Source organism: Amycolatopsis sp. cmx-4-61 (genome assembly GCF_046548775.1).
Classification (GTDB): Bacteria; Actinomycetota; Actinomycetes; order Mycobacteriales; family Pseudonocardiaceae; genus Amycolatopsis.
In genome coordinates, this window is sequence record NZ_JAEBEI010000025.1 from 20,538 (window position 1) to 46,553 (window position 26,016).

22 protein-coding genes and 3 pseudogenes are annotated in these 26,016 nt (G+C 66.8%); 9 read left to right on the plus strand and 16 right to left on the minus strand.

The features are described 5' to 3' along the window. Positions 1–3: 3 nt before the first annotated feature. On the minus strand, positions 4–345 hold the full coding sequence (locus ACLJOU_RS41255; RefSeq protein ID WP_410574724.1) for a hypothetical protein: 342 nt from the start codon (positions 343–345) through the stop codon (positions 4–6). Between ACLJOU_RS41255 and ACLJOU_RS41260 the strand changes: the two genes are divergently transcribed. The 3 genes from ACLJOU_RS41260 (at position 335) to ACLJOU_RS41270 (ending at position 3,900) form a co-directional block, all read left to right on the plus strand. Beyond that, complete coding sequence (locus tag ACLJOU_RS41260) at positions 335–1,174, plus strand: TetR/AcrR family transcriptional regulator (RefSeq protein WP_410574725.1); 840 nt, start codon at positions 335–337, stop codon at positions 1,172–1,174. The two genes, ACLJOU_RS41255 and ACLJOU_RS41260, sit on opposite strands and share 11 nt — an antisense overlap. A gap of 84 nt (positions 1,175–1,258) precedes the next feature. Then, positions 1,259–2,734, plus strand: a complete 1,476-nt coding sequence (locus ACLJOU_RS41265; RefSeq protein ID WP_410574726.1) for a flavin-containing monooxygenase — start codon at positions 1,259–1,261, stop codon at positions 2,732–2,734. Between the two features lie 41 nt (positions 2,735–2,775). Next, the gene (locus ACLJOU_RS41270) at positions 2,776–3,900 is read left to right on the plus strand and encodes a zinc-binding dehydrogenase (protein WP_410574727.1); all 1,125 of its coding nucleotides are present in this window, start codon (positions 2,776–2,778) and stop codon (positions 3,898–3,900) included. 106 nt (positions 3,901–4,006) lie between these two features. On the opposite strand, the gene pqqB is transcribed toward ACLJOU_RS41270, so the two are convergent. The 8 genes and pseudogenes from pqqB to ACLJOU_RS41310 form a co-directional block, all read right to left on the minus strand. Then, on the minus strand, positions 4,007–4,888 hold the full coding sequence (pqqB, locus tag ACLJOU_RS41275) for a pyrroloquinoline quinone biosynthesis protein PqqB (protein ID WP_410574728.1): 882 nt from the start codon (positions 4,886–4,888) through the stop codon (positions 4,007–4,009). After that, positions 4,885–5,949 carry a pyrroloquinoline quinone biosynthesis protein PqqE gene (gene pqqE, locus ACLJOU_RS41280; RefSeq protein ID WP_410574807.1) on the minus strand — a complete coding sequence of 355 codons (1,065 nt, stop codon included), beginning with the start codon at positions 5,947–5,949 and terminating at the stop codon, positions 4,885–4,887. The genes pqqB and pqqE overlap by 4 nt, the downstream gene beginning before the upstream one ends. A gap of 102 nt (positions 5,950–6,051) precedes the next feature. Further along, a pseudogene (pqqD, locus tag ACLJOU_RS41285) lies at positions 6,052–6,306 on the minus strand (pyrroloquinoline quinone biosynthesis peptide chaperone PqqD); the annotation flags it as partial. A 9-nt stretch (positions 6,307–6,315) separates the two neighbouring features. Further along, complete coding sequence (pqqC, locus tag ACLJOU_RS41290; RefSeq protein ID WP_410574808.1) at positions 6,316–7,014, minus strand: pyrroloquinoline-quinone synthase PqqC; 699 nt, start codon at positions 7,012–7,014, stop codon at positions 6,316–6,318. A 246-nt stretch (positions 7,015–7,260) separates the two neighbouring features. Continuing rightward, on the minus strand, positions 7,261–9,000 hold the full coding sequence (locus tag ACLJOU_RS41295) for a glycoside hydrolase family 27 protein (RefSeq protein ID WP_410574729.1): 1,740 nt from the start codon (positions 8,998–9,000) through the stop codon (positions 7,261–7,263). Between the two features lie 107 nt (positions 9,001–9,107). Then, complete coding sequence (locus ACLJOU_RS41300; protein ID WP_410574730.1) at positions 9,108–10,571, minus strand: glycoside hydrolase family 76 protein; 1,464 nt, start codon at positions 10,569–10,571, stop codon at positions 9,108–9,110. Between the two features lie 68 nt (positions 10,572–10,639). Further along, entirely contained in the window at positions 10,640–12,169 is a 1,530-nt protein-coding gene (locus tag ACLJOU_RS41305; RefSeq protein ID WP_410574731.1) for a glycoside hydrolase family 28 protein, read from the minus strand. Between the two features lie 130 nt (positions 12,170–12,299). After that, positions 12,300–14,390: a PQQ-dependent sugar dehydrogenase gene (locus tag ACLJOU_RS41310; RefSeq protein WP_410574732.1), complete on the minus strand. Its 2,091-nt coding sequence runs from the start codon at positions 14,388–14,390 to the stop codon at positions 12,300–12,302. 1,137 nt (positions 14,391–15,527) lie between these two features. Here ACLJOU_RS41310 and ACLJOU_RS41315 point away from each other — a divergent pair. Then, on the plus strand, positions 15,528–18,383 hold the full coding sequence (locus ACLJOU_RS41315; protein ID WP_410574733.1) for a glycoside hydrolase family 2 TIM barrel-domain containing protein: 2,856 nt from the start codon (positions 15,528–15,530) through the stop codon (positions 18,381–18,383). A 542-nt stretch (positions 18,384–18,925) separates the two neighbouring features. Here the strand turns inward: ACLJOU_RS41315 and ACLJOU_RS41320 are convergent. From ACLJOU_RS41320 to ACLJOU_RS41335, 4 genes are all read right to left on the minus strand, one after another. Then, a complete protein-coding gene (locus tag ACLJOU_RS41320; protein WP_410574734.1) occupies positions 18,926–19,318 on the minus strand; it encodes a RidA family protein in 393 nt (130 codons plus the stop codon). A 166-nt stretch (positions 19,319–19,484) separates the two neighbouring features. Then, positions 19,485–19,670 carry a putative quinol monooxygenase gene (locus tag ACLJOU_RS41325; RefSeq protein ID WP_410574809.1) on the minus strand — a complete coding sequence of 62 codons (186 nt, stop codon included), beginning with the start codon at positions 19,668–19,670 and terminating at the stop codon, positions 19,485–19,487. Between the two features lie 6 nt (positions 19,671–19,676). Then, the gene (locus ACLJOU_RS41330) at positions 19,677–19,952 is read right to left on the minus strand and encodes a DJ-1/PfpI family protein (protein WP_410574810.1); all 276 of its coding nucleotides are present in this window, start codon (positions 19,950–19,952) and stop codon (positions 19,677–19,679) included. Next, positions 19,847–20,260, minus strand: coding sequence for a hypothetical protein (locus ACLJOU_RS41335; RefSeq protein WP_410574813.1), 414 nt, complete (start codon positions 20,258–20,260; stop codon positions 19,847–19,849). The genes ACLJOU_RS41330 and ACLJOU_RS41335 overlap by 106 nt, the downstream gene beginning before the upstream one ends. 391 nt (positions 20,261–20,651) lie before the next feature. Here ACLJOU_RS41335 and ACLJOU_RS41340 point away from each other — a divergent pair, with 391 nt between their 5' ends. Continuing rightward, positions 20,652–21,872, plus strand: coding sequence for an IS110 family transposase (locus ACLJOU_RS41340; protein ID WP_410574811.1), 1,221 nt, complete (start codon positions 20,652–20,654; stop codon positions 21,870–21,872). Between the two features lie 420 nt (positions 21,873–22,292). On the opposite strand, the pseudogene ACLJOU_RS41345 reads toward ACLJOU_RS41340, so the two are convergent. From ACLJOU_RS41345 to ACLJOU_RS41355, 3 genes and pseudogenes are all read right to left on the minus strand, one after another. After that, positions 22,293–22,603, minus strand: a pseudogene (locus ACLJOU_RS41345) (discoidin domain-containing protein). A gap of 232 nt (positions 22,604–22,835) precedes the next feature. Beyond that, entirely contained in the window at positions 22,836–23,078 is a 243-nt protein-coding gene (locus ACLJOU_RS41350; RefSeq protein WP_410574735.1) for a hypothetical protein, read from the minus strand. 419 nt (positions 23,079–23,497) lie between these two features. Beyond that, the gene (locus ACLJOU_RS41355; protein WP_410574736.1) at positions 23,498–24,097 is read right to left on the minus strand and encodes a TetR/AcrR family transcriptional regulator; all 600 of its coding nucleotides are present in this window, start codon (positions 24,095–24,097) and stop codon (positions 23,498–23,500) included. A 93-nt stretch (positions 24,098–24,190) separates the two neighbouring features. Here ACLJOU_RS41355 and ACLJOU_RS41360 point away from each other — a divergent pair, with 93 nt between their 5' ends. The 4 genes and pseudogenes from ACLJOU_RS41360 (at position 24,191) to ACLJOU_RS41375 (ending at position 25,969) form a co-directional block, all read left to right on the plus strand. Then, positions 24,191–24,583, plus strand: a complete 393-nt coding sequence (locus ACLJOU_RS41360) for a VOC family protein (RefSeq protein ID WP_410574737.1) — start codon at positions 24,191–24,193, stop codon at positions 24,581–24,583. Positions 24,584–24,808: 225 nt separating this feature from the next. Beyond that, positions 24,809–24,958 (plus strand): hypothetical protein, encoded by a 150-nt coding sequence (locus tag ACLJOU_RS41365; protein ID WP_410574738.1) that lies wholly within the window; start codon positions 24,809–24,811, stop codon positions 24,956–24,958. Positions 24,959–25,270: 312 nt separating this feature from the next. After that, entirely contained in the window at positions 25,271–25,675 is a 405-nt protein-coding gene (locus tag ACLJOU_RS41370; RefSeq protein ID WP_410574739.1) for a transposase, read from the plus strand. Between the two features lie 84 nt (positions 25,676–25,759). Beyond that, a pseudogene (locus ACLJOU_RS41375) lies at positions 25,760–25,969 on the plus strand (helix-turn-helix domain-containing protein). Positions 25,970–26,016 lie beyond the last annotated feature (47 nt).

A 26,016-nucleotide genomic window follows, 5' to 3' on the forward strand; every position in this document is an offset into this window, starting at 1 on the left:
GCATCAGCGCCGGGCGCGCATCGCGCCTCCAAGCGCACCGGCCACGGCACCGGCAAGCGCCGTGATGACGACCAGGAGACCGGGAACATCACCAAGGTCGATCGTGTCGGCCCAGCCGGTCAGGGCACGGCCGCCGAGAAGCGCCGCTCCGTACAGCAGGCCGCCCACGACGCCGCGGACCAGTCCCGGTCGCCAGCCAGGATGCTCGGTGCCGCCGAGGAAGCCACCGACCGCGGCCAGGACCTGCAGCACCCAGTAGACCGGCGCCGACATGCCCAGCAGGACACCCGACACACCTCCCAGTACAACCGGCGCCACTACGGCGCCGAGGACCTTGCCGAGCATCGATTGGCCGGCGAAGCTGCGCTTCCTGTCAGTCGGGCCGGCCGCGTCTCTCTTGAAAACCATGGCTGTACTTTTGCACGGTGACCAGGTCAAGGAAAGCGCCGGCGAGAAAGGAGTCCGTTATCGTGCACCCGTGAGTGCCCCGGGAAGCAGCAAGGACCTGCCCGCCGCGTTGACCTTGATGCCGAGCCGGCTCGATCTGCCTCGAGGGCGGGCCGCACTGTCCGGGTCCGAGGTCGCCGCGTCGCAGCGCGGCCGGATCCTGCAAGCGGTCACCGAAGAGGTGGCCGCGCGCGGTTATCCGGCGACGTCCGTGCAACATGTGATCGGCAGAGCCCGGGTGTCACGGACGGCGTTCTACGCCTCGTTCACCGACAAACAGGACGCTTTCGCCCAAGCACACCTTCAGGCCAGCCGGCAACTCCTCGACCTCATCCACGACCGCGTCGCCGACGTCTCCGACGCCCCGTGGCGGGAACGGCTTCGAGCCGGAGTGCAGGCCTACCTCGAGGGGTTCGAGAGCGCACCGGCGTACGCGGTCAGCTTCATGGTCGAACTGCGCGCCGCCGGCCCGCTGCTGCTCGACCAACGCGACCAGGTCCTCGAGCGGCACGTCCGAAACTTCGCCCGGCTCGCCGACCAAGCCGCCGCCGAGGACTCCACCGTGCGCCGGCCGCCTGATCTGGAGCTCATCGGCGCCATCGGCGCCGCCGACGAGCTCGCCACCCGCGCCATCCGTGCGACCCCCGCGGGACAGCCGCCGGACCTGAGCTCCCTCTTGGCTCCTATCGCGGCCATCCATGAGGCGGTCCTCACTTACCCGCACTGACCCGCCTTGCGCCAAAAGTACTGTGCGCGTACTTTTGGCGTCACTTCTGATCGGAGAGGCGGCGCAGTGGGCGGTAGCGCACGGGTGATCATCATCGGCAGCGGCTTCGCCGGGATCGGGCTGGCCTACCAGCTCAAGTGTGCGGGCATCCACGACCTGCTGATCCTCGAGCGCAACGACGACGTGGGTGGCGTCTGGAACTCCAACACCTATCCCGGCTGCACCTGCGACGTGCCGTCCCATCTCTATTCCTTCTCGTTCGCTCCCAATCCCGAGTGGACAAGCACTTACTCTCCGCAAGCCGAAATCCACGACTATCTCCGGTCGTGCGTTGAGAGGTTCAGATTGGGCAACCACCTGCGGCTCGGGGTGGCGATGCACGACGCGGCATGGGACGAGGACGCGCAGCGGTGGCGGATCACTACCAGTGACGGAAAGTACGACGCCCAGGTGCTGGTCTCGGCGGTGGGCCCCCTGACCGAGCCGCTGTTTCCCGAGGTACCCGGCATCGACACGTTCGAGGGGCAGCTGATGCACTCGGCCCGTTGGGACCACTCCTACGACCTGACCGGCAAAGTGGTCGCCTCCATCGGCAGCGGTGCCTCCGCGATCCAGTACGTACCCGAGATCGCCGACCGAGTCGGTCGGCTCTATGTACTGCAGCGCACCGCTCCGTGGATCATGCCCCATCCCCGACGCGCCATCAGCGATCGCGAACGAGCGCTCTACCGGCGGCTGCCACTGGCGCAGAAGGCGGTCCGGGCCGGCGTCTACACCGCGAAGGAAGCCCTCGTCCTCGGCTTCGTCAAACGGCCCGCGCTCATGGAACGGCTGGCGACGCTCGCCAAAGCCCACCTGGCAGACCAGGTACCCAGCCCGGAGCTGCGAAGCCGGCTGACTCCCGACTACACATTCGGCTGCAAGCGGCTGGTGCCGTCCAACCGCTGGTTTCCCACACTCCAGAAGCCCAACGTCGAGCTGGTCAGCTCGGCCCTGGCCGAGGTGCGACCGCACTCCATCATCGACCGCAGCGGGGTGGAGCGAAACGTCGACGCCATCATCTTCGGTACCGGCTACCACGTCACCGACATCCCGGTCGCCGCACAGTTGCGCGGCCGTGGCGGCGGCACCCTCGCCGAGCACTGGGCGGGCTCCCCGCGGGCCTACCTCGGCACGTCCGTTCCGGGCTTCCCCAACCTGTTCCTGATGCTGGGCCCCCACACCGGTCTCGGGCACAGCTCGATGGTCTACATGATCGAGGCGCAAGCCACCCACATCCGCAACCAGCTCAAGGCGATGGCCCGGACAGGCGCCACCACCATCGAAGTCGACCAGCGCGTGCACGACGACTACAACCGCGAACTCGACCGGAAGATGTCCACCACCGTGTGGCAGGTCGGTGGCTGCCGCAGCTTCTACCTCGATGCCACCGGCCGCAACGCCACCCTGTGGCCGGACTGGACGTGGCGCTTCCGGCGCTTGGCCGCGCAACGCACCACAACCGCTTACCACCTGTCCAGGGCGGGCACCGGGTCACGTACCGCCGAGGCCGCACGATGAGGGCGGTCGTCTGCCACCACCACGAGCTGACCGTCACCGACATGCCCGACCCGGTTCCAGGTCGCGGACAACTGGTCCTGGAGGTCCAGCGGTGCGGCATCTGCGGCTCGGATCTGCACTCCCGCCTGCACGCCGACGAGCTCGCCGATGTCCTCGCCGAGATCGGCTATCCCGACTACCAACGGGCAAGCGATGCGGTCGTCCTCGGCCACGAGATCTACGGCGTGGTCGCTGAGCACGGACCGGGCACCCGCCGCAAGCTCGCGGTCGGGACACCGGTGGTGACCCTCCCCCTTGTCCGCCACGGCGCAGAGGTCCACGCCGTGGGCTTGTCCGCCAAGGCACCGGGCGGATACGCCGAGCGAGTCCTGGTCCAAGAAGCACTCACCCTCGCCGTGCCGAACGGGCTCGCCCCGGACCTGGCCGCGCTGACCGAGCCCATGGCGGTCGCCTGGCACGCGGTCAACCGAGGTCAACCGCGGCGCGGCGACGTCGCTGTCGTCCTCGGCTGCGGCCCGGTGGGGCTTGCGGTGATCAGCGTGCTCAAGGCCCGTGGGGTGAAGAAGGTCATCGCCAGTGATCCGTCTCCGCTGCGCCGCCGGCTCGCCGGCCAGTGCGGTGCCGACGTAGTTGTCGACCCTCAGGAGATTTCTCCGTTCGAAGACAGCGACCGACGGCACTTCACCACCATGCAAGGCCCGATCGCGGCCGCCATGGACGCGGTCGAGGGGCTCGGCCGGCTACCGGTTCCGTGGTGGCACACGTGGCGACTGCTCGACAAGGTCGGCAAGACCACCCCCAAGGCACCAGTCGTGTTCGAATGTGTCGGCGTGCCGGGAATGCTGCAACAGATCCTCGCCGACACGCCGCTGCACTCCAAAGTCGTGGTCGTCGGAGTCGGCATGGGCACCGACCGATGGCGCCCGGCAATGGCGGTCAACAAGGAGATCGACCTGCGCTTCGTGGTCGGATACACACCCCTGGAGTTCCGGGACACCCTCCACGCCCTGGCCGAAGGCCACCTCGACGCGTCCCCACTGCTGACCGGCCGTGTCGGGCTCGGCGGGGTATCCGCCGCCTTCGACCAGCTCGCCGCCCCTGAGGGTCACGCCAAAGTACTCGTCGACCCGAGACTCTCCGGAAAAGCCATCTCCGCACGCGAATAGGAGGTGGCATCAGCGACGGGATGCTGATGAGGCGGTCGCTGCCGTCCAGGGCAGCCTGCAGCTCGCCGACCGAGAGAGCGCGGGCCACGCCTGCCGGCGAGTGCGCTCACAGCTCCAACTCATGGCCTTCTGTCGCTACGTCCGCTCCCGCCGCGCGGACGGCATCGCGCTCGGCCGAGTGGGGATCCAGCACCGGATTCGTATTGTTCACATGGGTATACAGGCAGCGCAGTCCCGGGTGAGCGGCCAACGCTTCGAGGCTCTCGCTGATCGGCAAGTGTCCCATATCGCGGGAAGAGGGCGCCCAGCCTGCCGTTCGGATCATCTCGTCCTGGTGATAAAACGATCCGTCGACGACCAGCTGGGACACGCCCTTCAGCGCAGAACCGAACGCGGGCGTCCACTCGGCCAGGCACGGAGCGTAGAGCAACGCACTGCCGGTAACGGGATCCGCGAAGCGGTAGGCCAGCACCCAGTCGTCACGAGCCGGCTGATCCGCGGCGTAGCGAGGACGCTTGGCGCCGAGCGGAACGGCGCGCACCTGTAGCCCGTCGGAAAGTTCGAACGGCTCGCCGGCGACGACCTCGTGCCAGCGCGTGGATCCGTACGGCCCCATGATCCGACGGATGGGGAAGCAGTCGTCGAGTGCCAACAGCACCGGCGCCGACCCGTACACGTCCAGTTTCGCGCCCTCCCGCAGTGCCAGCAGGCCCAGCGTGTGGTCCAGCTCCGCATCGGTCAGCAGCACACCGCGGACCGGGGTGTCACGTCGACCGGGCCCCGGTACCATGTCGGGTGCCGCCAGGATCTGAACTCGGAGGTCGGGAGAGGCGTTGACAAGGTGCCAGTGCGAGCCGTTCGCCGACACAGCAAGGCAATCCTGCGTCCGTGCGGCGCCCGTCCGCCGCGCGACCGTGCACTGGGGGCAGGCGCAGTTCCACTGCGGCACACCCCCGCCCGCGGCCGTACCCAGGATCCTCACCTTCATCGCATCCGCCGGGGCTGGACGGATGCCGCCGGTGTGACGGCGAGGAGCTCGGCGATCCGCCCGCGGTCGGGCGACAGTGAGCACACCGGATCGGTGGCAGCCGCGTCCCCGGTCAACTGGTAGGCCTGGCAGCGGCAGCCGCCGAAGTCGATCTCCCGCAGATCGCAGCTCACGCAGGGTTCGGGCATCCAGTCGGTCCCGCGGAAGCGCGTGAACGCATCGGACTCGTGCCAGATCGACCGCAGGTCCGCGTCCCGGACGTTGCTGATCACCAGATCCGGCAGCTGCCCGGCGGCGAGGCAGGGCAGGACATCCCCGTGGGGAGCCACGATGAGCTGGCGGGCGCCCCAGCCGTTCATGCAGGGCTTGGGCCGTGTCTCGTAGTAGTCGGAGAGCACGTACACGATCTGTAGCCGGTCGCTGAAGCGTCCTCGCGCCGCTGTCACGGCCCTTTCCGACTCCTCGAGTTGCCGGCGGGAGGGCAGCAGGGCGGCCCAGTTGCGCAGTGCCCAGCCGTAGTACTGGGTGTTGGCCAGCTCCAGTCGCTGCGCGCCCATCGCGACGGCCAGCTCGATGATGGGAAGAGTGTGGTCGATGTTGGCCCGGTGCAGTACCGCGTTGACGGTGAACGCCAGCCCGGAGCCCCTCACCCGTTCTGCCACCGCGAGCTTGCGATCGTGCGCCTGGGTTCCCGCGATCGCATCGGCGGACGCGCGGTGCGAGTCCTGAATGGACAACTGCACATGGTCCAAACCCGCGTCCACCAGCTCGCTGAGCCGCCTCTCGGTCAAACCGGCTCCGCTGGTCACCAGCGACACATACATGCCCAGTCCACGCGCGTGCGCGAGGATCTGCACCAGGTCACGTCTGACCAGCGGCTCGCCACCGGACAGATGGAACTGCAACGCTCCCAGGTCGCGAGCCTGGTCGATGACCCGCACCCACTGCGCTGTGGTCAACTCATCGCCGGCGGAGCCCAGTTCCAGGGGGTTGGAGCAGTACCCGCACTGCAGCGGGCACCGGTACGTCAGCTCCGCCAGGACCCCCAGCGGGGCGGGCAGCCGCGGCGGTCTCGGACCAGGCCCACCGGGGGCGACCTCCGCGGCGGCGGACGGTGCGGGTGACGCGGAGCCGGGCGCGGCGTTCTCGTCGACCAGCCGGTCCGCGGCGAGCCGGGTCAGCAGTCCGCAGGCCTGAGAGATCAGGGTCGCGCGGTCCGGGCCCGCGAACTCCCGCGCCAGGTCCTCGGCCAGTTCGGTCACGGTCCGGCGACCGTCGCAGCGCAGCATGACCGCACCGGCCGTCTCGTTGAGCAGCAGTACGCCCTCCGGATACAGCAGGGCGTACTGCCCCCGCACTTCGTCGAAAACCAGACGACACCCGGGACGCAGGGCGGGCCGGCAATCAGCAGTGATCATGATCGGCGCTCACGCTCCTGCTCCGGCCGTGGCGTGCGCGATCGCGTCGAGCATGGCCCACAGCACATCGCACTTGAAGGCAAGTGCCGACAGGGCGGCTTCCTGCTGCTCGCGCGTCACACAGTGGGTCAGCACCAAGTCGAGCGTGTAGGCGGAATCGCCGCTGACCACGGGGATGCGGTGGTGGAAATAGGCGTATCCCGACGGGTCGATCCACGTGTAGTGGACCTGCCAGGCACTGACTCGTTCGGCCATGAGGCCGGGCGCGAACAGTTCGGTCAACGCCGCGCCGGCCGCTTCCGTCCAGGGGCGGTTGCGGCAGAAGTTCACGTAGCCGTCGACGGCGAACCGCACTCCTTGAAGGAGGTGCCGCTCGTCGACGACCTCCTCCCAGGACAGCCCCACTGCCCGGGCCAGCGCCCGCCAGTCCCCGAGGCCGCCGTCGCCGTTCCCGGATCCGTCCTGGAACAGGATCCGTTCGACCCAGCGGCGCCGCACTGCGGGGAGCGGGCAGTTCGCGATGATCGCTGCGTTCTTCTGGGACAGGTTTCGCTGGTAGTACCAGCGGTTGGCCACCCAGGAGCGGACCTCGGCCGTGGTGGAGTCCCCGGCGTGCAGCCGGACGTGGAACGGATGTTTGTCCCAGTACTTCACCGACAGCCCGCGCAGTGCCCTCTCGAACTCGTCCCGAGGCAGTGGGGCGTGCATCACCGGCGGGCAGCGTACGCGGTGACCTCCATGGACGTCTCGAATGCGCTGGCCTCGGGCGGTATCCATACCGACAGGTCGGTGTCGACAGGAGAAGCAACGGTCCGCGGAGCCTCGGTGTTCGGAGAAACGGTCATGATCGTCCTCTCGGTTGAGTTGTCCGTGCCACGGAAGAGCCTTGATCGTCCAGCGCTTGACGCGCAGTGCACCACCGCTGGTGTTCGTGCTGGTTGCCGTACCTGCGGATCAAGGAACGCGGGTTCCGGTGCCCAGCGTCCAGCGCTGGTTCGCCCCACCGTTGCAGGACCACAGCTGGATGCCGGATCCGTTCGGGTTCTCCGTCCCTGAGACGTCGAGGCAGAGCCCGGACTGGACACCGGTGATCGTGCCGTCGGAGTTGGTGTTCCACTGCTGGTTCGCGCCGCCGTTGCAGTCGTAGAGCTCGACGTGCGTGCCGGAGGCCGTCCCGCCGGCGTGTGCGTCGAAGCACTTGCCCAGGACCTTGAGGGTCTTGGCCGAGGTGCTGTAGGCGACCTTCTGGTTTTCGCCGCCGTTGCAGTCCCACACCGCGAGCTGAGTACCGTTCACGGTCGTGCCGCCGGGCGAGTCGGCGCAGCGGCCCGAGTTGGCGCTGATGAGCGGGCCGCCCAGCGGGGTGCTGCCTGCACTGGGAGTGACCTTGAACAGCGCCGATTCGTGGCTGCTCAGGGAGCGGGAAACCGAGTTGCTGGACGTGCCCGCGTCTGCCCTGGCCCACAGGTTCCGGACCGTGGCGTTGCCGGTGAAGCCGAGGTCGGACCAGTTGGCGGTCATCGTGGCGGTGTTGTCGCCGAGGTTGAACAGGGCGACCGTGTAGCTGCCGTCGGAATTCTTCGGAGAACGCCAGACCTGCTGCTGGGTGGCCTGGGACACGGGGGTGGCCGGACGACCGCCGTCCCGGTCGACGGCGAGGACTTCGTCGTTCTTCAGCATGGTGAGGTCACCGGCATCGAAGTGGGTCATGTCCACACCGAGCAGCAGCGGAGCCTTGGAGATCGCCCACAGGGTGAGCTGGCTCTGCCGCTCGGCCGGCGTGAGCCCGGTGGCCGTACCGTTACCGACCTCGATGGAGTCGGGGTCGTTCCAGCCACCCGGACCAGCGTACGGCGCCCACTTGGGCAGGTCGACCCAGCGCGAACGGATCATCCCCCAGTGGGTCAGGGTCGAGCAGTAGCACTCGATGTCACCACTGATCCGCCAGCTGTTGGAGTACTGTCGCCAGGTGTTGACGTTGCCGAAGTCCAGCGTGTTGGACAGCCCGTAGTGGATGGTGCGCCCGGTTTGACGCAGAGCGTCCGACCAGTGGATGACGTCGTCCTGGTCGCTGGTGTGCACGCCGTCGATCTTGATGTAGTCGACGCCGTAGGAGGCGAAGAGGTTGGCCCACGAGTTCAGGAATGCCTGCGCCGCGGCCGGGTTCTTGTTGTAGTCGATGAAGTACATGACGTTCCCGAAGCCGCCGTAGTTCGACTCGTACCGGCTGGTGTCGGAAACGATGTCGCGGGCGTGGAACGAGGTTCCCTGGATCGGGGTGTTCTGGTTGTACGCCGCCACCGGGATTCCGGGGGTCACGTACATGCCGAACTTCTCGCCGAGGCCGTGCACGTAGTCCCCGAGGGCTTTCATGCCGCTCGGGAACTTGGCGGTGTCGACCGCCCAGCGCCCGTACTGGTCCACGGTGGTCCCGGGATTGAGGATGTAGTAGTCGTCAAGGTTGATGTACTGGAAGCCCTTGGCCACCAGGCCGGCGTCCGCCATGCCCTTCGCTTGCGCCTTCACCTTGGCTTCGGTCGGGCTGCGCATCAGGAAGCTCCAACTGCTCCACCCGGCCGGCGGCGTCTGGGACGCGCCGTTGTCGGAGGCCAGCGCCGGTGACGCCGTGGTGAGGTTCGAGATCAACAGCGACGCTGCCAACGCAATCGTCGCAATCAGCGCACGTTTGTACATAACTCTCCTCGAAGTACCGATTACGAACCGTCTGTACAGACCATCAAGGGGATATCGCCTATTGAGTGTTCTACAGTGCGATCGGGCGGTGCGGAGGTGACCCGGATTCAGCCGCGGCGCCACTTCTGGTTGGCGCCGCCGTTGCACGCCCAGAGACTCAGCACCGCTCCATCACTCTCATTCCAGCCCGTGATGTCGACGCACTTGTTCGACTGCGGGTTGACCAGGTCGCCGTTCGCGTTGAGCACGAACTGCTGTGCCCCGTTGCCCGACGTGCACCCGGAGATCTGAATGGCTGCTCCGTCGGCGGTGGATCCCCCGGCCACATCCATGCACATGTCGTTCTGTGTTCGGAACGTACCGCCCACGGAGTTCCATTGCTGATTCGCGCCACTGGTGCAAGCCCAGTCGGCCATCCGCTGACCAGTGCTGTAGTTCGAATTCGGCACGTCGATGCACTTGCTGTTCCAGGCACTCACGATCGAATTACCGGTCGGCATGACGGTCGGTGTGACGGCCTGCATGATCACCGCACCGATGGCTTCGACCGCGCGCGTGTCGTCCTGCGGCGTCCGCGCGTCCCATCGGTTCCAGGTGAGGTTCAGGTCGGTGCGACGCATGTTCCACGCCGCGTCGGAATTGCGCTTCATGAAATCGTAGTACTGGGACCACAGGTTGTTCTCGCGGACGAATTCACCCATTCCTCGAGCGAACTCCGACTGCCAGGTTCCTTCACGTGTCCCGTTCGTCATGATGCCGTTGACGGTACGTTCCCGAATGACCCAGTCGGTCGTGCGTTTGGCGTCGTCGAAGACGGATTGTCCTCGGTAGCTGCGGTAGATGGCCTGCGCTGCGCCAACGAACGCGCCGGCGGAGTACACCGTCTCGCCGGCGGCGAGACTGCCGTTCGCCTGCATGTTCTCGTGCACGCCGCCGGTGGACCTGTCGAGCAGCCTCGACCAGGTCCAGTCGTAGACGGCCCGAGCCTTGTCGAGGTAGCCGCGATCCGCGGTCGCCTCGTAGATGAGGCAGCCCAGGATGACCGCCGGGCTGTTGCTCAGCGCACTCTTCTCCGCCTTGTCGACACTCCACCAGATTCCGCCGCCGAGGGCGGTGTCCCATCCACGGTCGTACACTCGATTGAAGGCGTACTGCGCCTGAGTGAGGTAACTCCGGTTTCCGGTGATCTTGTAACCGCGGGCGAAGGCCAACCCCGCCCACAGCAGGTCATCGTTGTACTCGTTCCAGTTCCAGTCGTAGAGACCGCCGCTGCCGTGGTTTTGCTGCAGGAACGTGTCGAGAAGACTGCCGACAAGCTCTCGGGTCGTCGCGCGCCCGGTGCTCGTGTACACGTCCTCGGCCGCTTGGATGTCCAGCGCCTGACGCCAGAAGTAGTCCTTTTCCGGGTTGCCGAGAGATTCCTTGTAGTACCGCTGAGTACCGCTGGACACCAGAAACGCGTTGTTCAACGCGGTGAAGCTCGCATCGGTGTTCACCGAGAACGGGACCGCTTCCGCCGAGGCGGCGTGTGCGGCACTTCGCGTGACCGTCATGCCGGCGATGATCAGCACAATAGCCAACACCGCGGCGACTGCCGAATGCCCTATGCGCGCGACTCGAGGCCGCCCTACCATGGAAATCACGCGGGCCCGCAGTTCTGCGTGGATCCGGTGGCGTTGACGCGCAGGGCACCACCGCTGGTGTTCGTGCTGGTGCCGACGCAGTAGCCGTTGACGTTCTGGAAGCCGGTGTCGTAGGCGCTGCCGCTGCCGCGCTGTGCCGTGAAGTGGTCGAAGGCCACGGGTCCGCCGCCGTAGGCGATCACCGCGGGACGGCTGTCGTTGGACGCGAACCTCACCGAGGAGCCGTGGAAACGGATGTTGTCGGCGTTGTGGAGGTACCAGCCGTATGCTGGCCGGGTGCCGATGCTGGTGGGGTCGTAGCCGGTGGCGTTGGCGCTGGGCGGCGTGGTGGCGATGGCCGCGCTGCCGCCGGGGACGGTGATGTCGACGTTGGTGAAGGTCACTCCGCTGATGTGATTGCCGCCGGACTCGCCCCACAGGGTCGGGGTGACGCTGGGGTTGCTGCCGGTCGCGGTGATGTTGTCGTAGGTGATGTTGCTGATGTGGCCGATACCGGGGTTGTTGCCGCAACGCTTTCTGGTGCCGATCTTCTGGAAGATCGGCGAGTGGACGCCGGCCATGGTGATGTCGCGGTAGTGGACGTCGGAGATGGTGGCGCCGTCCATGGAAACCATGCCGAGGCCGGATTTGCCGGCGCCGGTGATCTCGATGCCCTGGAACTGGTAGTCGGCGAAGTCGCCGCAGGTTTCGGAGCCGAACATCAGCGCGTTGCAGCACCGAGCCGAGAGCGTCGAGTCGGTCACCGTGACGTGTCCATTGGGGAGCTTGGCGCCGAGGGCGTAGTCGCTCTTGAAGGCCAATGCGTCGTCGTTGGCGGAGATGTTCGCGTGGGTAACGGTGACGTTGGTGGTGGAGATGATGTTCCAGCCGTCCTGGTCGCCGGCGGTGTCGATGGTGAGGTGGTCGGAGACGACGTGGTCGCAGCCGTTGATCAGTGCGGCGAAGTGGCCGCCGCGGCGCAGGGTGATGCCGCTAAGGGTCAGGTTCTTGCAGCGGGTCAACGAGATGATCTTGTCGGCTTCGCCTGCGCCCGGATCCCTGGTGGCAGTGACCAGGAACCCCCCGCCGTCGATGGCGCCGGAGCCGGTGAAACCGATGTTGGTCACGTTGTCGCCGTAGAACATGGCGTCGCGGAAGTGGCTGTGTCCGTAGTCCTGGTACCTGTCGTTCGGGTTGGGTTCGGCCGCGTCGTAGGTGTCGGCCACCGAGCCCAGGACGGTGGATCCGGCGTCGAGCTGAATTGTCACGTTGCTTCTGAGGTGGACGGTGTTCTTGGACTTGTAGGTGCCGGCGGGGAACTCCACCGTGCCACCGCCTGCGGAATTCGCGGCGGTGATGGCCTTGGCGATGGCGGGGCTGTCATTGACGTGGCCGTCGCCCACGGCCCCGTAGTCCCTGACGTTGAACACGGCGGCCGCGGCGCTCGATGCCGGGCCGGGCGGGCTGCCGGCGTGCGCGGCGGTCGCCCCGAACAGGCTGGTGACCACCGCAACGACGACGCCTGACAGAGTGCTGGTGCGCTTCATGCGTCCTCACCTCTTTGTGGGGAACTTGGCCGGCTCGGCCGCCGCGGCGATGATGGTGTGTTGTCGCCGCGGCGGCGGAGCCGGTGTCGTGCAGGGGTCTCGACGAGCGCCGCTGATCTGTCGCGGGCTCTCAGCCGAGCGCGACGTGGAAGATTCTCTCGTTGCTGTTGTTGGGGGTGCTGTCCTTGTCGCCGTTGTTGCTCGTGGTCAGCCACAAGCCGCCGTCGGGAGCGGGCTCGACGGTGCGCAGCCGGCCGTAGGTGCCGTTGAAGTAGACCTGCACGTTGGTCAGGTCGCTTCCGCTGATCACTTCGCGGTACATGCGGGTTCCACGTTCGCAGGCGACGTAGAGCACGTCGCGGACGATGGCGATGCCGGAGCAGGAGCCGTCCGCCGTGGGGTAGGTCCGCTTGGGTGCGATGAACCCGGCGGTGCCGCAGCTTCCGGAGGTGCCTTCACAGGCCGGCCAGCCGTAGTTGCCGCCCTTGGTGATGAGGTTCGTCTCGTCCATGATGCCGTTGCCGAACTCCTGCTCCCACAACCGGCCCTGGGAGTCGAACGCCAGGCCCTGCGGGTTGCGGTGACCGTAGCTCCACACGGCGTTGCCGAACGGATTGTCCGACGGAACGGTACCGTCGGGGTTCAGGCGCAGGACCTTGCCGTTGAGGCTGTTCCTGTTCTGCGCGTTGTCGCCGTTCTGGGCGTCGCCGGTGGAGGCGTAGAGCTTGCCGTCGGGACCGAAACGCAGCCGGCCGCCGTCGTGGAACTTGTTGCGCAGGATTCCGCTGAGCAGGACCTGTTCGGTGCTGGTGTCGAGCCTGTCGTTGGTCAGCCTGATGCGCACGATCCGGTTGTCGGTCGGTGAGGTGTGCATGATGTAGAGCCAGTGATCGCTGGCGTAGGTGGAAGAGATGGCCAGACCGGTCAAACCACCCTCACCATCGGTGCTCTGCACGTTGGGGACGGTGCCCACGTCGGTCTTCGCGCCGGTGGCGGGGTTGAGGTGGATGATGTTCTGGGCATCGCGGCGGGTGTACAAGATGGTGCCGTCGGGCAGCGTGACCAGGCCCCACGGGATGTCGGTATCCGTGGCGATCTGCGTGACCGCGCACACCGGGTTGCCGCACGCGGAACCGGTGGTGAGGGACACGGTGTTGCTGCGCGCCGACACGTTGGCCTGCGCGTCACGCGCTACCACGTAGTACGTGTACGCCGTGTTCGCGGCGAGGCCGCTGTCGGTGAACGTCGTGGCCGGCGGGGTCGTCCCGTTGGCGGTCACCGTGCCCGCCCTGGTGGTACCGCGGTAGATGTCGTAGAACTTGACAGCGACGTTGTCGGTGGAAGCCGACCACCTCAAGGTGACCGTGGTGCCGGAGACGGTTCCGGTGAGCGACCCCGGTGCGGTCGGCGGCTGGGTGTCGGCCTGGCATTGCGGTGGCGTGACCGACACTGTCGAACTCGCCTGCGAGACGTTCCCCGCGGCGTCACGGGCGTTGACGTAGAGGCCCCAGGTGACTCCGGGAATTACGGTCAGGCTCGTGGACAGGGTGCCGCCGCTGACCGATTTCATGAGCTGGCCGTCGTGGTAGACGTCGTAGAAGGCCACGCCGACGTTGTCACTGGCGGCGTTCCAGGCGAACGTCACGGAGTCGCACGCCAGGTTGCTGATCCGGGCGTTGCCCGGAACCGTAGGCGGCTGGGTGTCGCTCGCGGTGGTCTTCCACTGCTGGTTGGCGCCGCCGTTGCAGGTCCACAGGTCCACCAGGGTGCTGTTCGCCGTGCCCGCGCCGACCACATCCAGGCACAGCCCGGACTGCACTCCGGTGATGGTGCCGTTGCCGTTGATTTTCCATTGCTGGTTGGCGCCCCCGTTGCAGGCGTAGATCTGCAGCTTGGCGCCGGCGGTGGTGCTCTGACCGGCCACGTCCAGGCACATCGGGCTGTCGTAGACCCGCAGTTCGCCGCCAGAGGTGAAGGTCCACGCCTGATTGGCGTTGCCGTTGCAGTCGTAGATGTTGATGCCGGCTCCGGATGCCGTGCTCTGGCCGATGACGTCCAGACAGCGACCGGAGGCCGTACCGGTTATCGGGGTACCGGTGGCCGCGGATGCGACGTCGAAGCCGGCCGGCGCGGTGGCGGCCAGTGCTGCGACCGCGGCGAAAGCGGCGATCAGGAACGTCGGCCGCCGCGGCCGTCGAAGGTGTTGACCATGACCGAACACGCGTTGCTCCTTGCTGCGGGGGGATTGGAGAGTCGGTTCATCATGCTTTTGGGTCGGCACGCCGCCGTCCTCGCTCGTGGCTGCGGATGTCCTACTTGGATCGTCTCAGGCGAGCAGCCGCGAATTGACGTAGTCGGCGCTGAGATCGCCGATCCGTCGAACGTCCGGTCGCTTAGGCGTAGCGGCCTCAGTCGGGTCGACACCGACCGCGAGCGACGCCAGAGCAGGGGGTAAGTCGTGCCAAGCGATGCATAGAACCATCCTTCGCCGTGAGGAGACGGCAGAAGGTCCGCTCGACCAGAGGAGCGACCGTGCACCGCCGGGAAGATGGTCACCAGTGTGCGGTTGTGTTTGTTTCGCTGTCAACCCTTCACCAACAGACAACTTTCCACAGCCGGACAGGATTTAGTCTCCCTGTTGCAGATTCAGCAACGGACCGATGTCGCGGCACGGGTCGGCCGCAGCATCGACTGGCGGCGCCCAGCCCTAAGTGGTTGTCAGACAGGAAAAGATCGAAATGCCAGTGAAAGCTCGACGGCGCCTGCGTCCGGCCGGTGCCCATCACCCCAGGTAGCAGCGGCGACAGCTCCGCGACTGAAGTAGACAGCTAGACAACATCGGGTTGACGCAGACACACGTATCGATCAAGATACAACGTCGGTACTTTAGCCCATCCGTCAGGCGATCGCAGCTGCCCTCGCCTCCGACGAACCTGGAGGATTCGCATCGCCCTGCTCTCGTGAGCCACGATTGCGCCGCTGCGTCGGTGCCGCGCCCGGACGTCCACCAGTGCGGCGGCCGTGTCGTCGTCAGCGATCCCGGCGGTGATCGGCCAGAGCGTCATCGGGTTGCAGCACCCCACCGGCTCGCACGACTGTTGCACCACATCCAGGAAAGCAGCGATTCGGTTGCCATGCAGGGAATGCGCCGCAAGCGCCGAAGCCGGCGATCGGAGCGTCGTCGTCAGGCCAGCACATGTCCCGGCAGGCCGCGAGCGATGGGTGGTTCACACCACCGACATATTGCTGTATGGTGTCTCATATATTAGATGACGTAGCTTGGGCGATGTTCGCCTGCCGTCGCGGAGAAAAATCCGCCCGTCGACGAGGCTCGTCTCCCCCGACCACTGGAGGACCGGTGGACATCGATCGTCGCAAGCTTCTGGTGATCGGAACGGTGGGGGCGGCCACCGCCGGGTTGTCCCGGCTCGGCGTCTCCACCGCCGGCGCGGCGCTCGCCGGTCCGGTAACCGAGACCGTGCTCCTCACAGGTGCTGACGCCGACCACTCGGTCGACTGGGACTTCCAGGTCACCGCGGGCCGTCGCGCCGGGGTGTGGAGCACCATCCCCACGCCGTCGAACTGGGAGTTCCACGGCTTCGGCAGCTACCACTACGGCGGCGATCTCGTCCCGGCCGAAAAGGGCAACTACCGCCACCGGTTCACCCCACCGGCGTCGTGGTCCGGACGCCGGATGTTCCTGGTTTTCGAAGCCGCCATGACCGACGCCGAGGTCCGGGTCAACGGCGCTTCGGCCGGGCCGGCGCATCGCGGCGGTTTCTACCGTTTCCGGTACGACGTAACTGCGCTGCTGAAGCTCGGCGAACCGACCCTGCTCGAAGTGACCGTCAGCAAGGAGTCGGCGGACAACTCGGTGAACGACGCCGAACGCCGCGGCGACTTCTGGAACTTCGGCGGCCTCTTCCGGCCGGTGTCGCTGGAGGCGTACCCGGCCACCTGGATCGACCGGGTCGCGGTCGACGCCCGCGCGGACGGGACCTTCGCCGCCCGCGTCACGCTCGCCGGGGTGACGGCGCCTGCCCGGCTGACGGCGCAGCTGCGTCAGCTCGACGGCACCGCTTTCGGCCAAGCATTTTCGGTCGCCGTGGCGAGTGGAGCCACCGGCGCGACCCTCACCACCACCGCAGCCCAGCCACGGCTGTGGACGGCCGAAACGCCGAACCTGCACCAGGTCGAACTGACGCTCGCGAACGCCGCCGGGGTTTCGCTGCACAGCACCGTCGAGCGGTTCGGCTTCCGCACGATCGAGGTCCGGGCCGGCGACGGCGTCTACGTCAACGGCCGGCGGATCGTTCTCAAGGGAGCCAACCGGCACACCTTCTGGCCGAGCTCGGGCCGAGCTTCCAGCCCCCGCCTGGCCCGGCTGGACATCGGGCTGATGAAAGACATGAACATGAACGCCGTCCGGATGTCGCACTACCCGCCGGACGCGTTCTTCCTGGATCTCTGCGACGAGCTCGGGCTCTACGTCCTGGACGAGCTGACCGGCTGGCAGCACCGCTACGACGAGGGTGTCGGCGCGCCGCTGGTCAAGGCCCTGGTCGAGCGCGACGTCAACCACCCGTCGATCCTGTTCTGGGACAACGGCAACGAAGGCGGCTGGAACACCGCGCTGGACGACGACTTCGGACAGCACGACCCGCAGCACCGGGCGGTGCTGCACCCGTGGACGACGTTCAGTGGCGTCGACACGAGTCACTACCAGACCTACAGCAGCACCGCGAGCAAAGCCGCCGGCGGCACGATCTTCATGCCGACCGAGTTCCTGCACGGGCTTTACGACGGCGGCGCGGGGGCTGGCCTGAACGACTACTGGAAGCTCATGGGCGGTGCCCAACGCTCCGCGGGCGGATTCATCTGGGCACTCGTCGACGAAAGCGTCGCACGCGATGACCGCGGCGGAGCCCTTGACACCAACGGCAACCGGGCCCCCGACGGCATCCTCGGTCCCTACCGCGAGAAGGAAGGCAGCTTCTTCACGATCAAGGATATCTGGTCGCCGGTCCAGCTCGCCAGCCCCGCGTACTACGACTCGGTCTTCCCCGCCTCGTTCGACAAGACGGTGAAGCTCGTCAACAAGTACGACTTCACGAACCTGCGCCTGTGCCGCTTCACCTGGCAGTTGCTTGCCTTCGCCGGGCCGGGCGGTGGCACTGGGCACGGGGTCGTGGCCGAGGCCCAGGTCGGCGGCCCGGACGTCGCCCCCGGGGCCACCGGAACCCTGGCGCTCAGCCTGCCACCCGACTGGACCGGCGCCGACGCCCTGCAGCTGAGCGTGACCGATCCGACCGGTCGGGTCGTCACCACCTGGACCTGGCGCATCCGCAAGGCAGCCGACTACGCCGCGCGGCTCGTGGGGCCGGCGACCACGGGAAGCGTCGCGGCGACCGAAACCGCCGGTGACGTGACCCTCGTCGCCGGGGACACCCGGGTCACCATCAGCAAGACCAGCGGGCGATTGACCCGGGTACTCCGCAGCGGTTCGCCCGTGCCGCTGACCAACGGCCCCGCACCGGCCGGAGGTTCGGCCACCCTCACCGGTCTCAGCCACTTCCGCGACGGCACCGGTTGGGTAGTGCAAGCGGACTACTCCGGCGATCTGACGTCTGTGCGCTGGCGCCTGGATGCCAACGGCTGGCTGCGGATGGAGTACCGCTACCACCGCACCGGCAACCACGACTACCTGGGCGTGAACTTCGACTACCCCGAGGCGAGCGTGCGCAGCCTCACCTGGCTCGGCGACGGGCCGTACCGGGTCTACAAGAACCGCCTGCGCGGCGTACACCTCGACGTCTGGAACAAGCCGTACAACAACACCGCCACCGGAGCGAGCGGCTTCCAGTACCCGGAATTCAAGGGCTACCACGCCCGAACGTACTGGGCCGTGCTGAACACCGGAGAAGGCGACATCACCATGGTCGCCGAGGAAGAAGGACTGTTCCTGCGGCTGTTCACCCCGGCGGAGGGACCCGCCCCTCAGAACGCGGTGACCACCTACCCGGACGGCGGAATTTCGTTCCTCGACGGCATCGCACCGATCGGCAACAAGTTCCACGGAGCCGCCGCGCTGGGACCGGAAAGCCAGCCGAACACCGCCGGCGGTGACTACCACCGGACGATATACTTCCGGTTCGCCACCTTGACAGCCCCACTGCCGGATCAGAAAGTAGTCCTGGCGAGGGTGCACCGATGATCTGCACGGCGCGAGGCTGCGCTCCCCTCTCGGTTCGGGACCGGGGCCGCGCTGGCCCGCGCGGTCGGACACCGGGACCTGAGAATCACGCCCGCAATGTCGTCCCCTCGGACCGTCGATCGATGCGCAATGGATTCCGCGCACGGAGATGACCGACCAGTACTCGTCGTATGGCTGCCCGGCGGGCCCGCCCGGCATCATTGCCCAAGTCAAGCGAACAAGCACCGGCGGCGATCACATCCTAGACTCCCGAAGCTTGGGACCAACTGGACCCCGGCATGGTCCGAACCGCCGCGGTCGCGGCCACCGGCGGGCACGACCCTGCACCTGGCCACCCCGCAGCGCCCCGATCCTGCTGTTGCCCCGCTTGATCCGATCCCTCATTGGCCGATCTCGCCGACGCCGAAGCCCGCGCGCCATGGTGACCGGCAGCTACCTCGGCGCAACCGGGCCCTCATGGTCCTTCCAAGACGTGCTGGCCGGATCTCGAAAGAACCCGGCTACACGCCATTTATCGAAAGGCTCATCGTGAGACGATGCCACTACTGAACTGCGGCGCTCACCGCAATCGCTTCAACCTCGACCAGCAGCTCCGGTAAGGCCAACCCCGCGACGTAGACCAGTGTGGACGCATTCTTCGCTCCACCGGTGGCTTCCGAACGAACAGCCGCGAAGGCCCCACGATCCACTGGGCGGACCAGGAACACGGTCGTCCTCACCACCTCGGAGAAGCCCATCCCCGCCTCGTCCAGAACGGCCTTCATGTTGGCGAAGACCAATCGCGCCTGCGCCTCGACACCCTCGGGGATCCAGCCGTTCTGATCCATCCCGATCTGACCGGCAATGTAGAGCGTGCGAACCGCTCCCGACACCTCAACACCGTGGTGGTAGCTTTCGGGCGCTGGACGGTCCTGCGGATTGCGGACAACGATCACGTCAACTCCTGTTCGTGCAGCCTCAAGCAGGCCAGGTCTGCCATCCCAGCAGCTGAGCGTACATCGTGGACCAGCCGTCCATGCCTGAGTCCCGGCGAAGCGATCCGGCCACGGGCAGCCGGTCAACGAGTACCCGCAACCGGTCCGAACCCCCTGTTCGCGGCGATCAGCCGACACGGGCCACTCGAGTTCTGCGGCCCTTGTCGACGAGGATCGGCATGACCTCCTGGACCATCGCACTGAGGTGCTCGCTGGCCAGGTCCTGGAGAAGAGACGCTTGATCCCCCCGCCACTCCTCTAAGAGGACGATGTGGTTCTCGTCATCCAAGTCTTGGAACAGCTCGTAACGCAGGCAGCATCAGTGACGCCGCCACACCACTCCCCGCTGTTCGGACTCCAGCACCGATTCGACTCCCGCTGCGACGGCGACACCGAGCTCATGGGTGACCAGCCACAGAGCGAGATCGAGTCCTGAGGTGATCCCGCCGGCGGTGACGAGGTCACCGTCGTCGACCACCCGCGCGTCGATCACCTGAGCCTGCTGAGCAGCGAGGTTGGCCTTCGCAAGGTGGTGGGTCGTGCAGGGGCGTCCCTCGGCAGGCCCGCCGCCGAAACCACCATGACGCCGGTGCAGACTCCGGCGAGCACCACCCCGGCCTGGTGGGAGCGAACCAGATCCTGCAAGACCTCCTTGCCTTTGATCACCGTGTTGACCCCCGGGCCGTTCTTGGCGCCATAGCCGCCACCAGGGACGACCAGCAAGTCGGTACCGTCGGGATTCCACGACGCCGGGACGGCGAACTTTCTCTTGAACGTGCCGGTTCCCTCACCAGGCGCGCCCGGCCTGACCAGTGTCACGCGGAGCTGCCCGCTGTGGTGCCCCGCGTGGCCGAACACGGCGGGCGAGCCGACCACGTCCTGCTCCTCGACTCCGTCGAACATCAAGACCTGCATCCGGACGGGGCCGGCGCGCGCCGAGGCCGCGGCGACTCGCCCTCCAACACCCAACATCCCGAGCGCTGCGGCTCCAGTCGACGCAGCAGATATCCGGAGAAAGTCCCTGCGTTCCATCGCTCAGTCCTAATCAGTTCTGGGAGTGGCCATCCGGCACACTCCTGGTGGTAGCCGACCGGTGGGTGAGCACTTTTTTGTCCTGGACTGCTGAGTCCTGCTGAAAGACCGTGCCCCCGCCCGGTAGGCCGGGAGAGTTGATCGCTGCTGGGATGTCGTGCCCCGTGTGTTCGTGGCGGGAAGCACTGCTTGATTAGGTCGCTGACGGTTCTCCCGCGGGCTGCACAGGTGATCGGGATCGAGAGAGGGAGCGCTGTTGCGGCTGTATGTAGGGGATGACTGGGCCGAGGATCATCACGACGTCGAGCTGATGGACGACTCGGGTCGCCGGCTGGCCAAGGCCCGACTGCCCGAGGGCGTGGCGGGGATGGCCCGGCTGCACGCGATGATCGGCGAGCAGCTCGGTGAGACCGATGACGAGGACGTGGAGGTGCTGGTCGGGATCGAGACCGACCGGGGCCCGTGGGTGGCGGCGCTGGTCGCGGCCGGCTACACGGTGCTGGCGGTCAACCCGTTGCAGGCGGCCAGGTTCCGCGACCGCCTGGGGGTGTCGGGAGCCAAGAGCGACGCCGGGGACGCGCACGTGCTGGCGGATATGGCCCGCACCCACTCCCACGAGCTGCGGCAGATCGCCGGGGACAGCCCCACCGCCGACGCGGTCAAGGTCCTGGCCCGCGTCCACAAGACGATGGTCTGGGAACGGACCCGTCACACCCAGCGGCTGCGGCACGCGCTGCTCGACTACTTCCCGGCCGCGCTCGTCGCGTTCGAGGATCTCGACGCCGCCGACACCTTGGAACTGCTGGCCAAGGCCCCCACCCCGGCGCGGGCCGCCCGGCTGACGACCGCCCAGATCAGTGGTGCGCTGAAACGCGCGCGCCGCAAGAACATCGCGGAGAAAGCGGCGGCTGTCCAGGCCGCGCTGCGGGCCGAGCACTTGGGCCAGCCCGAGATCGTGGCGGAGGCCTACGCCGCCTCGGTCCAGGCGCTGATCGCGGTCCTGTCCACGCTCAACACTCAGGTCAAGACCTTGCAAGGGCAGGTGGAGACCCATTTTGGCCAGCACCCGGCCGCTGATATCATTGCCTCCCAGCCAGGGCTGGGAGCGGTGCTCGGCGCCCGGGTGCTCGCCGAGTTCGGGGACGACCCGCACCGCTATGCCACCGCGAAGGCCCGCAAGAACTACGCGGGCACCTCGCCGATCACCCGCGCGTCGGGCAAGAAGAAGGTCGCCCTGGCCCGGTTCGTCCACAACGACCGGCTGATCGACGCGCTGATGTCCCAGGCGTTCGCCGCGCTCAAAGCCTCGCCCGGCGCACGGGCCTACTACGACAGGCAACGCGCCCGAGGAGCCGGGCACAACGCCGCCCTGCGCCAACTGGCCAACCGGCTCGTCGGCATCCTGCACGGCTGCCTCAAAACCGGCACCCTCTACGACGAGACGACCGCCTGGTCGCATCACGCCGAGAATGTCGCGGCTTGACATTTCAAGCTCCTGGGATGTCTTTCAGCAGTCGTTCCCCCACCCCACCAGTCGGGGCGAAACCGGCGAAGGTTCCCGAACGTCGGCAACTGTTTTGCCCGTATTGGCGTTCAACACAGCGCCACCGACACAGATCATGATTTGTGGCTCCAGTCAACGTCGCCGGCGTGGCCGAGGACTCAAGACCACGACCAGACGCGGCAGGTCTAGCGGCTGTCCCGGGGCCAGGCGCTCAGAGTCGGCTGATGAGACAGCCCACATGAGCCCCAAGTGCGCCTCGACGGGTTTGGGACAAGCTACGAAAGCAAACTATCGTCCCTACGGATCTACGCTGGCGAGATCCCGGATTCACACTGTCCCGGTGACTGAAGCCGACGACGATTGAACCGGCGAACCCGCGAGTGCGGGTCCGCCGGACAATCAACCTCTTGGATGACCGAACGGAAGTTCGGCAATGCCGCCTCTCCTGCAACTCATCTGTGATAGACGCCGAACTCGTACAGCGAATACCCCGTATGCCGTGCCGCGCTGGGTGGCGTTGACGCGTACGTACCGCGCCGTGGCCGAGACCGCGATGTCGTCGGTGCCGCCGTCGCCGGACGTCGTCGAGTACACCGCACGCCAGTTCGCTCCGTGATCGCTGACCCGGATCTCGTAGGCCTTTACGACGCGGCCTCCCAGACCAGCTGGACGTACTCGAAGGACTGCCGGTTGCCCAGGTCGACCTGCAGCCACTGCGGACCGCTCCAGGCGCTGGCCCAACGCGTTGCGGCGTCGCCGTCCGTCGCAGCCTACGACGGGGTGGTGATCCATCCTTCTAGCACGGTGTGAGGGCGCTCTCCACGACTGGCGACAACTTGTGACATCGGCCGCCCTGGAGGCCGCGCGCCAGTATAAACGCGGCATCGCTCTCGCCACAGACTCGATGTCTCCTACCCAGCACGGTCATTCGACGCGGCGCCCTCAGGACATTATTTGCATTCCGGCAAACAACAGGACCAGCATGGTACCGATGCCGAATCCCGCCAGCATGGCACCTCCAACACGGGGATCGATGCGAACTCCGGCATAGGCGACGCCAAGCATCAACATCAGCCATGCCCCCACAAGCGCAACATGAGACATCATTGTGTTACTGAACTCAAAAACCAATCTGGATCCGGCGGCAACCACCAGAGTGGACGCGAGAATCACCGCGCCCCTCACCCGACGGCTCCACCGTGATCGATGAGCCGCAATACCACGCGAGCCGGCATCCATCTCTTGACCCTTCGTCGACGACCTGCACCACATCCTCCACGAAGTGTGACACGTCGACCAACCAATGGCCCTTACCTTGATGTTACGGGCAAAGTTGGTCAGGATGCTTCAGTTGAGGACCGGGACATCGCGCAAAACTCGGAAAAACCACACAAGAGGACGCAATCGGAAATCTCTACCCACCGCACTGCGGAAATTGCACACCGAACGAGCTGACGAAACGGACCAGTTGGCCGGCCACTGCCCACGGCGAGCCACAGCCATCGCGGCAACCCACCGCCCCGAATCGCGTCAGGGCCGGCCACCGAGCGAGCGTTAGGCCTGTTGCACTCCCTGAACGAGCAAGGCAAGCCGTGCTCCCCTTCTCAACCGCGAGCATCCTCGATCGCGTCCCGGACGACGCGCTTCACGAACAACTCGTCGAGAGGCTCGCGAGAAAACCATCGACGGTAGAACAACGGGCCGGCGACCGAGGCCGCCACGTCAGCCGGCTCCCGATCCGGCAGCAACTGGCCTCTTGCCCGCGCGCGCTCGACCACCACAGCGAACGGGGTCATTAGCTGGGCGTGGAGTGCGGCATGCAGCTGGGCAAGCTCTGGCTCGCGCTCTGCCGCATCGATGATTGACGGCAGAACGGCCGCCCATCGGGCGGTCCGCAGTTGTTCGGCAAGCTGGCCGGCCAAAGCGGTGAGATCGCCGGCGAGGCCGCCGGTGTCGGGAGGCTGTGGCGCGGTTCCGATGGTCGAGCACGCCTCGAGCAGCAACGCCGCGCGCGAGGGCCAGTGCCGATAGATGGTCGTCTTCGACACCCCCGAGCGCCGAGAGACTTCATCGATGCTGACTCCCCCGATACCACCCTCGGACAACAGTTCGTGAGCCCGCGCCAGTACGGCCGCCTTCGACCGTTGCACTCTCCGATCGACGGAAGTTCCAGAGCTCGATGCGGTCAATGCGTTCGATCCCACCTTCCTCGATCGGGTATCAGCACGGTACCGTACCGTACTGATACGGTCGAGAGGCGCAATGCCCGCCTCCCGTCACCAGCGAAGGGTCCCGCCATGAAGTTGGCGTCAGTCCGCATCGTCACCGAGAACCCGTCCACTTTGACCAGTTTCTACCGAACGATCACCAAAACCGACCCGATCTTCCCCTTCGGGGGCGCCGACTACGCCGAGCTGCAGACCGAGGGCAGCACCCTCGCTCTTGTCAGTGTCGCCGGCGTCAACCGATACAACGCCGGCGCGGCGACACCGGCTGCCAACCACTCCGCCATCTTGGAATTCGAGGTAGACGACGTGGACGCGGAGCGCAGGCGCCTGCAGGATTGCGTCAGCGACTGGGTGCAGGAACCGACCGACCAGCCGTGGGGGAACCGCTCCATGCTGTTCCGCGACCCTGACGGCAACCTCATCAACTTTTACACGCCCGCGAGTCCGGCAAGTGAGTCCTGACGCTTCCCCTGTCACCGGTGACTGCTCGGCCAGCTCCGCGATGTCCGCGGCCAGCTGGTCGAGCCGCCGGACGTAGCCGACCTGTTCCCAGACGTGGGCGCCGCTGCGGCCGCAGCGGCGCGGCGCGGTCCGGGGAGAACCCGCGCTGCGCGACCAGGCCGGGGTCCTCCCCCATCACCCACGACGGCACTCCGGCAGCCATCCGCGGCGGCTGATCGTCGCAGCGTGGTGCAACTCCCGCACGGCCCTGCGGCCCACCTCATCCCGCGCTTCGCCACCAGACGCGTTGCGCGTGCGGTCGCGCAGGTCGCGTTCACCGCGCGGGCCGACTTCGAGCATCGCGACGGCGTCTGGACCGGCTACGTCTTCCCTTGACCAACCGCCGTGCCTGAAGCTGCAAGTTCGACCGAGCTGCTCCGGGCTGATCACTCCGCACGAGGCTTGCCCGCTACGGCGTCCGAAGACTTGACAACATCACTGTTGCTCGTTGAGCGAAGATAGGATCGTCAAGGCCGATCGCCTCGCGAAGCAAGGCGGCGGCACCCTCGACGTCGCTGCGTACCTGTAGTTCAGTCGCCCGGTTTAGCGCGAACCGTGCTTGTTGTTCGCGCACGCCCTTAAGGATCAGTTCAGAATGAGTCGGCGTGTCGTCTTTGCGTGGGCTGCGAGGCTTTCCAGAATCCTGGTATGCGTGAGGAGGTCCTGACCGACCAGCTGTGGAAGCGGCTCGAGCCACCCCTTCCGTTGCACCCACGGCGTTTCCGCTATCCCGGCCGCAAGCGTGCCGACGACCGCGCCGCACTGGAAGGCATCCTGTACGTCATCCGCACCGGCATCGGCTGGAACCGCCTGCCCACCGCGCTCTTCGGCGCCGCCGGGGCCCTGTGCTGGCGACGGCTAGCTGCCCGACAGATCAGCGGAACCGGTTGGATTGCCATGATTCAACGATTTCTCGCCAGGGTCGTTCTCCGGTGGCCCCGGGCTGCTGTTGTGGGGCGGTTCAGCGGGCCGCAGCCGTGCGGGCTTGCGCAGGGTGTTTGGCGCCGGCGAACGTCGACGCGGATGAGCGGCATGGCCGCCGAGATCCGCTGAAGGGCTTGCCAGGCGCGCCGGACCGGCGGTTCGTCAGCTTATGTTGACGAGCTGAGAGTGTCAGCATATGCCGACATCGTGATCCTGTTGACCGGTCTCGAGCACACCGTGCGCAGCACCGACCCGGACATCGCGTTGCGGGCGGTCGCGCGGTTGCGGCGCTTGGCCGAGCAGCTGGAAACCGAGCAGGTGGCAGCGGCGCGACGAGCCGGCTGATCGTGGCAGGACATCGCCGACCGGCTCGGCGTCACCAAGCAGACCGTGCACCGCAAGCACCGCGGCGGGGAGGGCTGATGTTCAAAGGGGACCATCCGGCGGTCGGTCAGGCGTTCCGCCGTGCA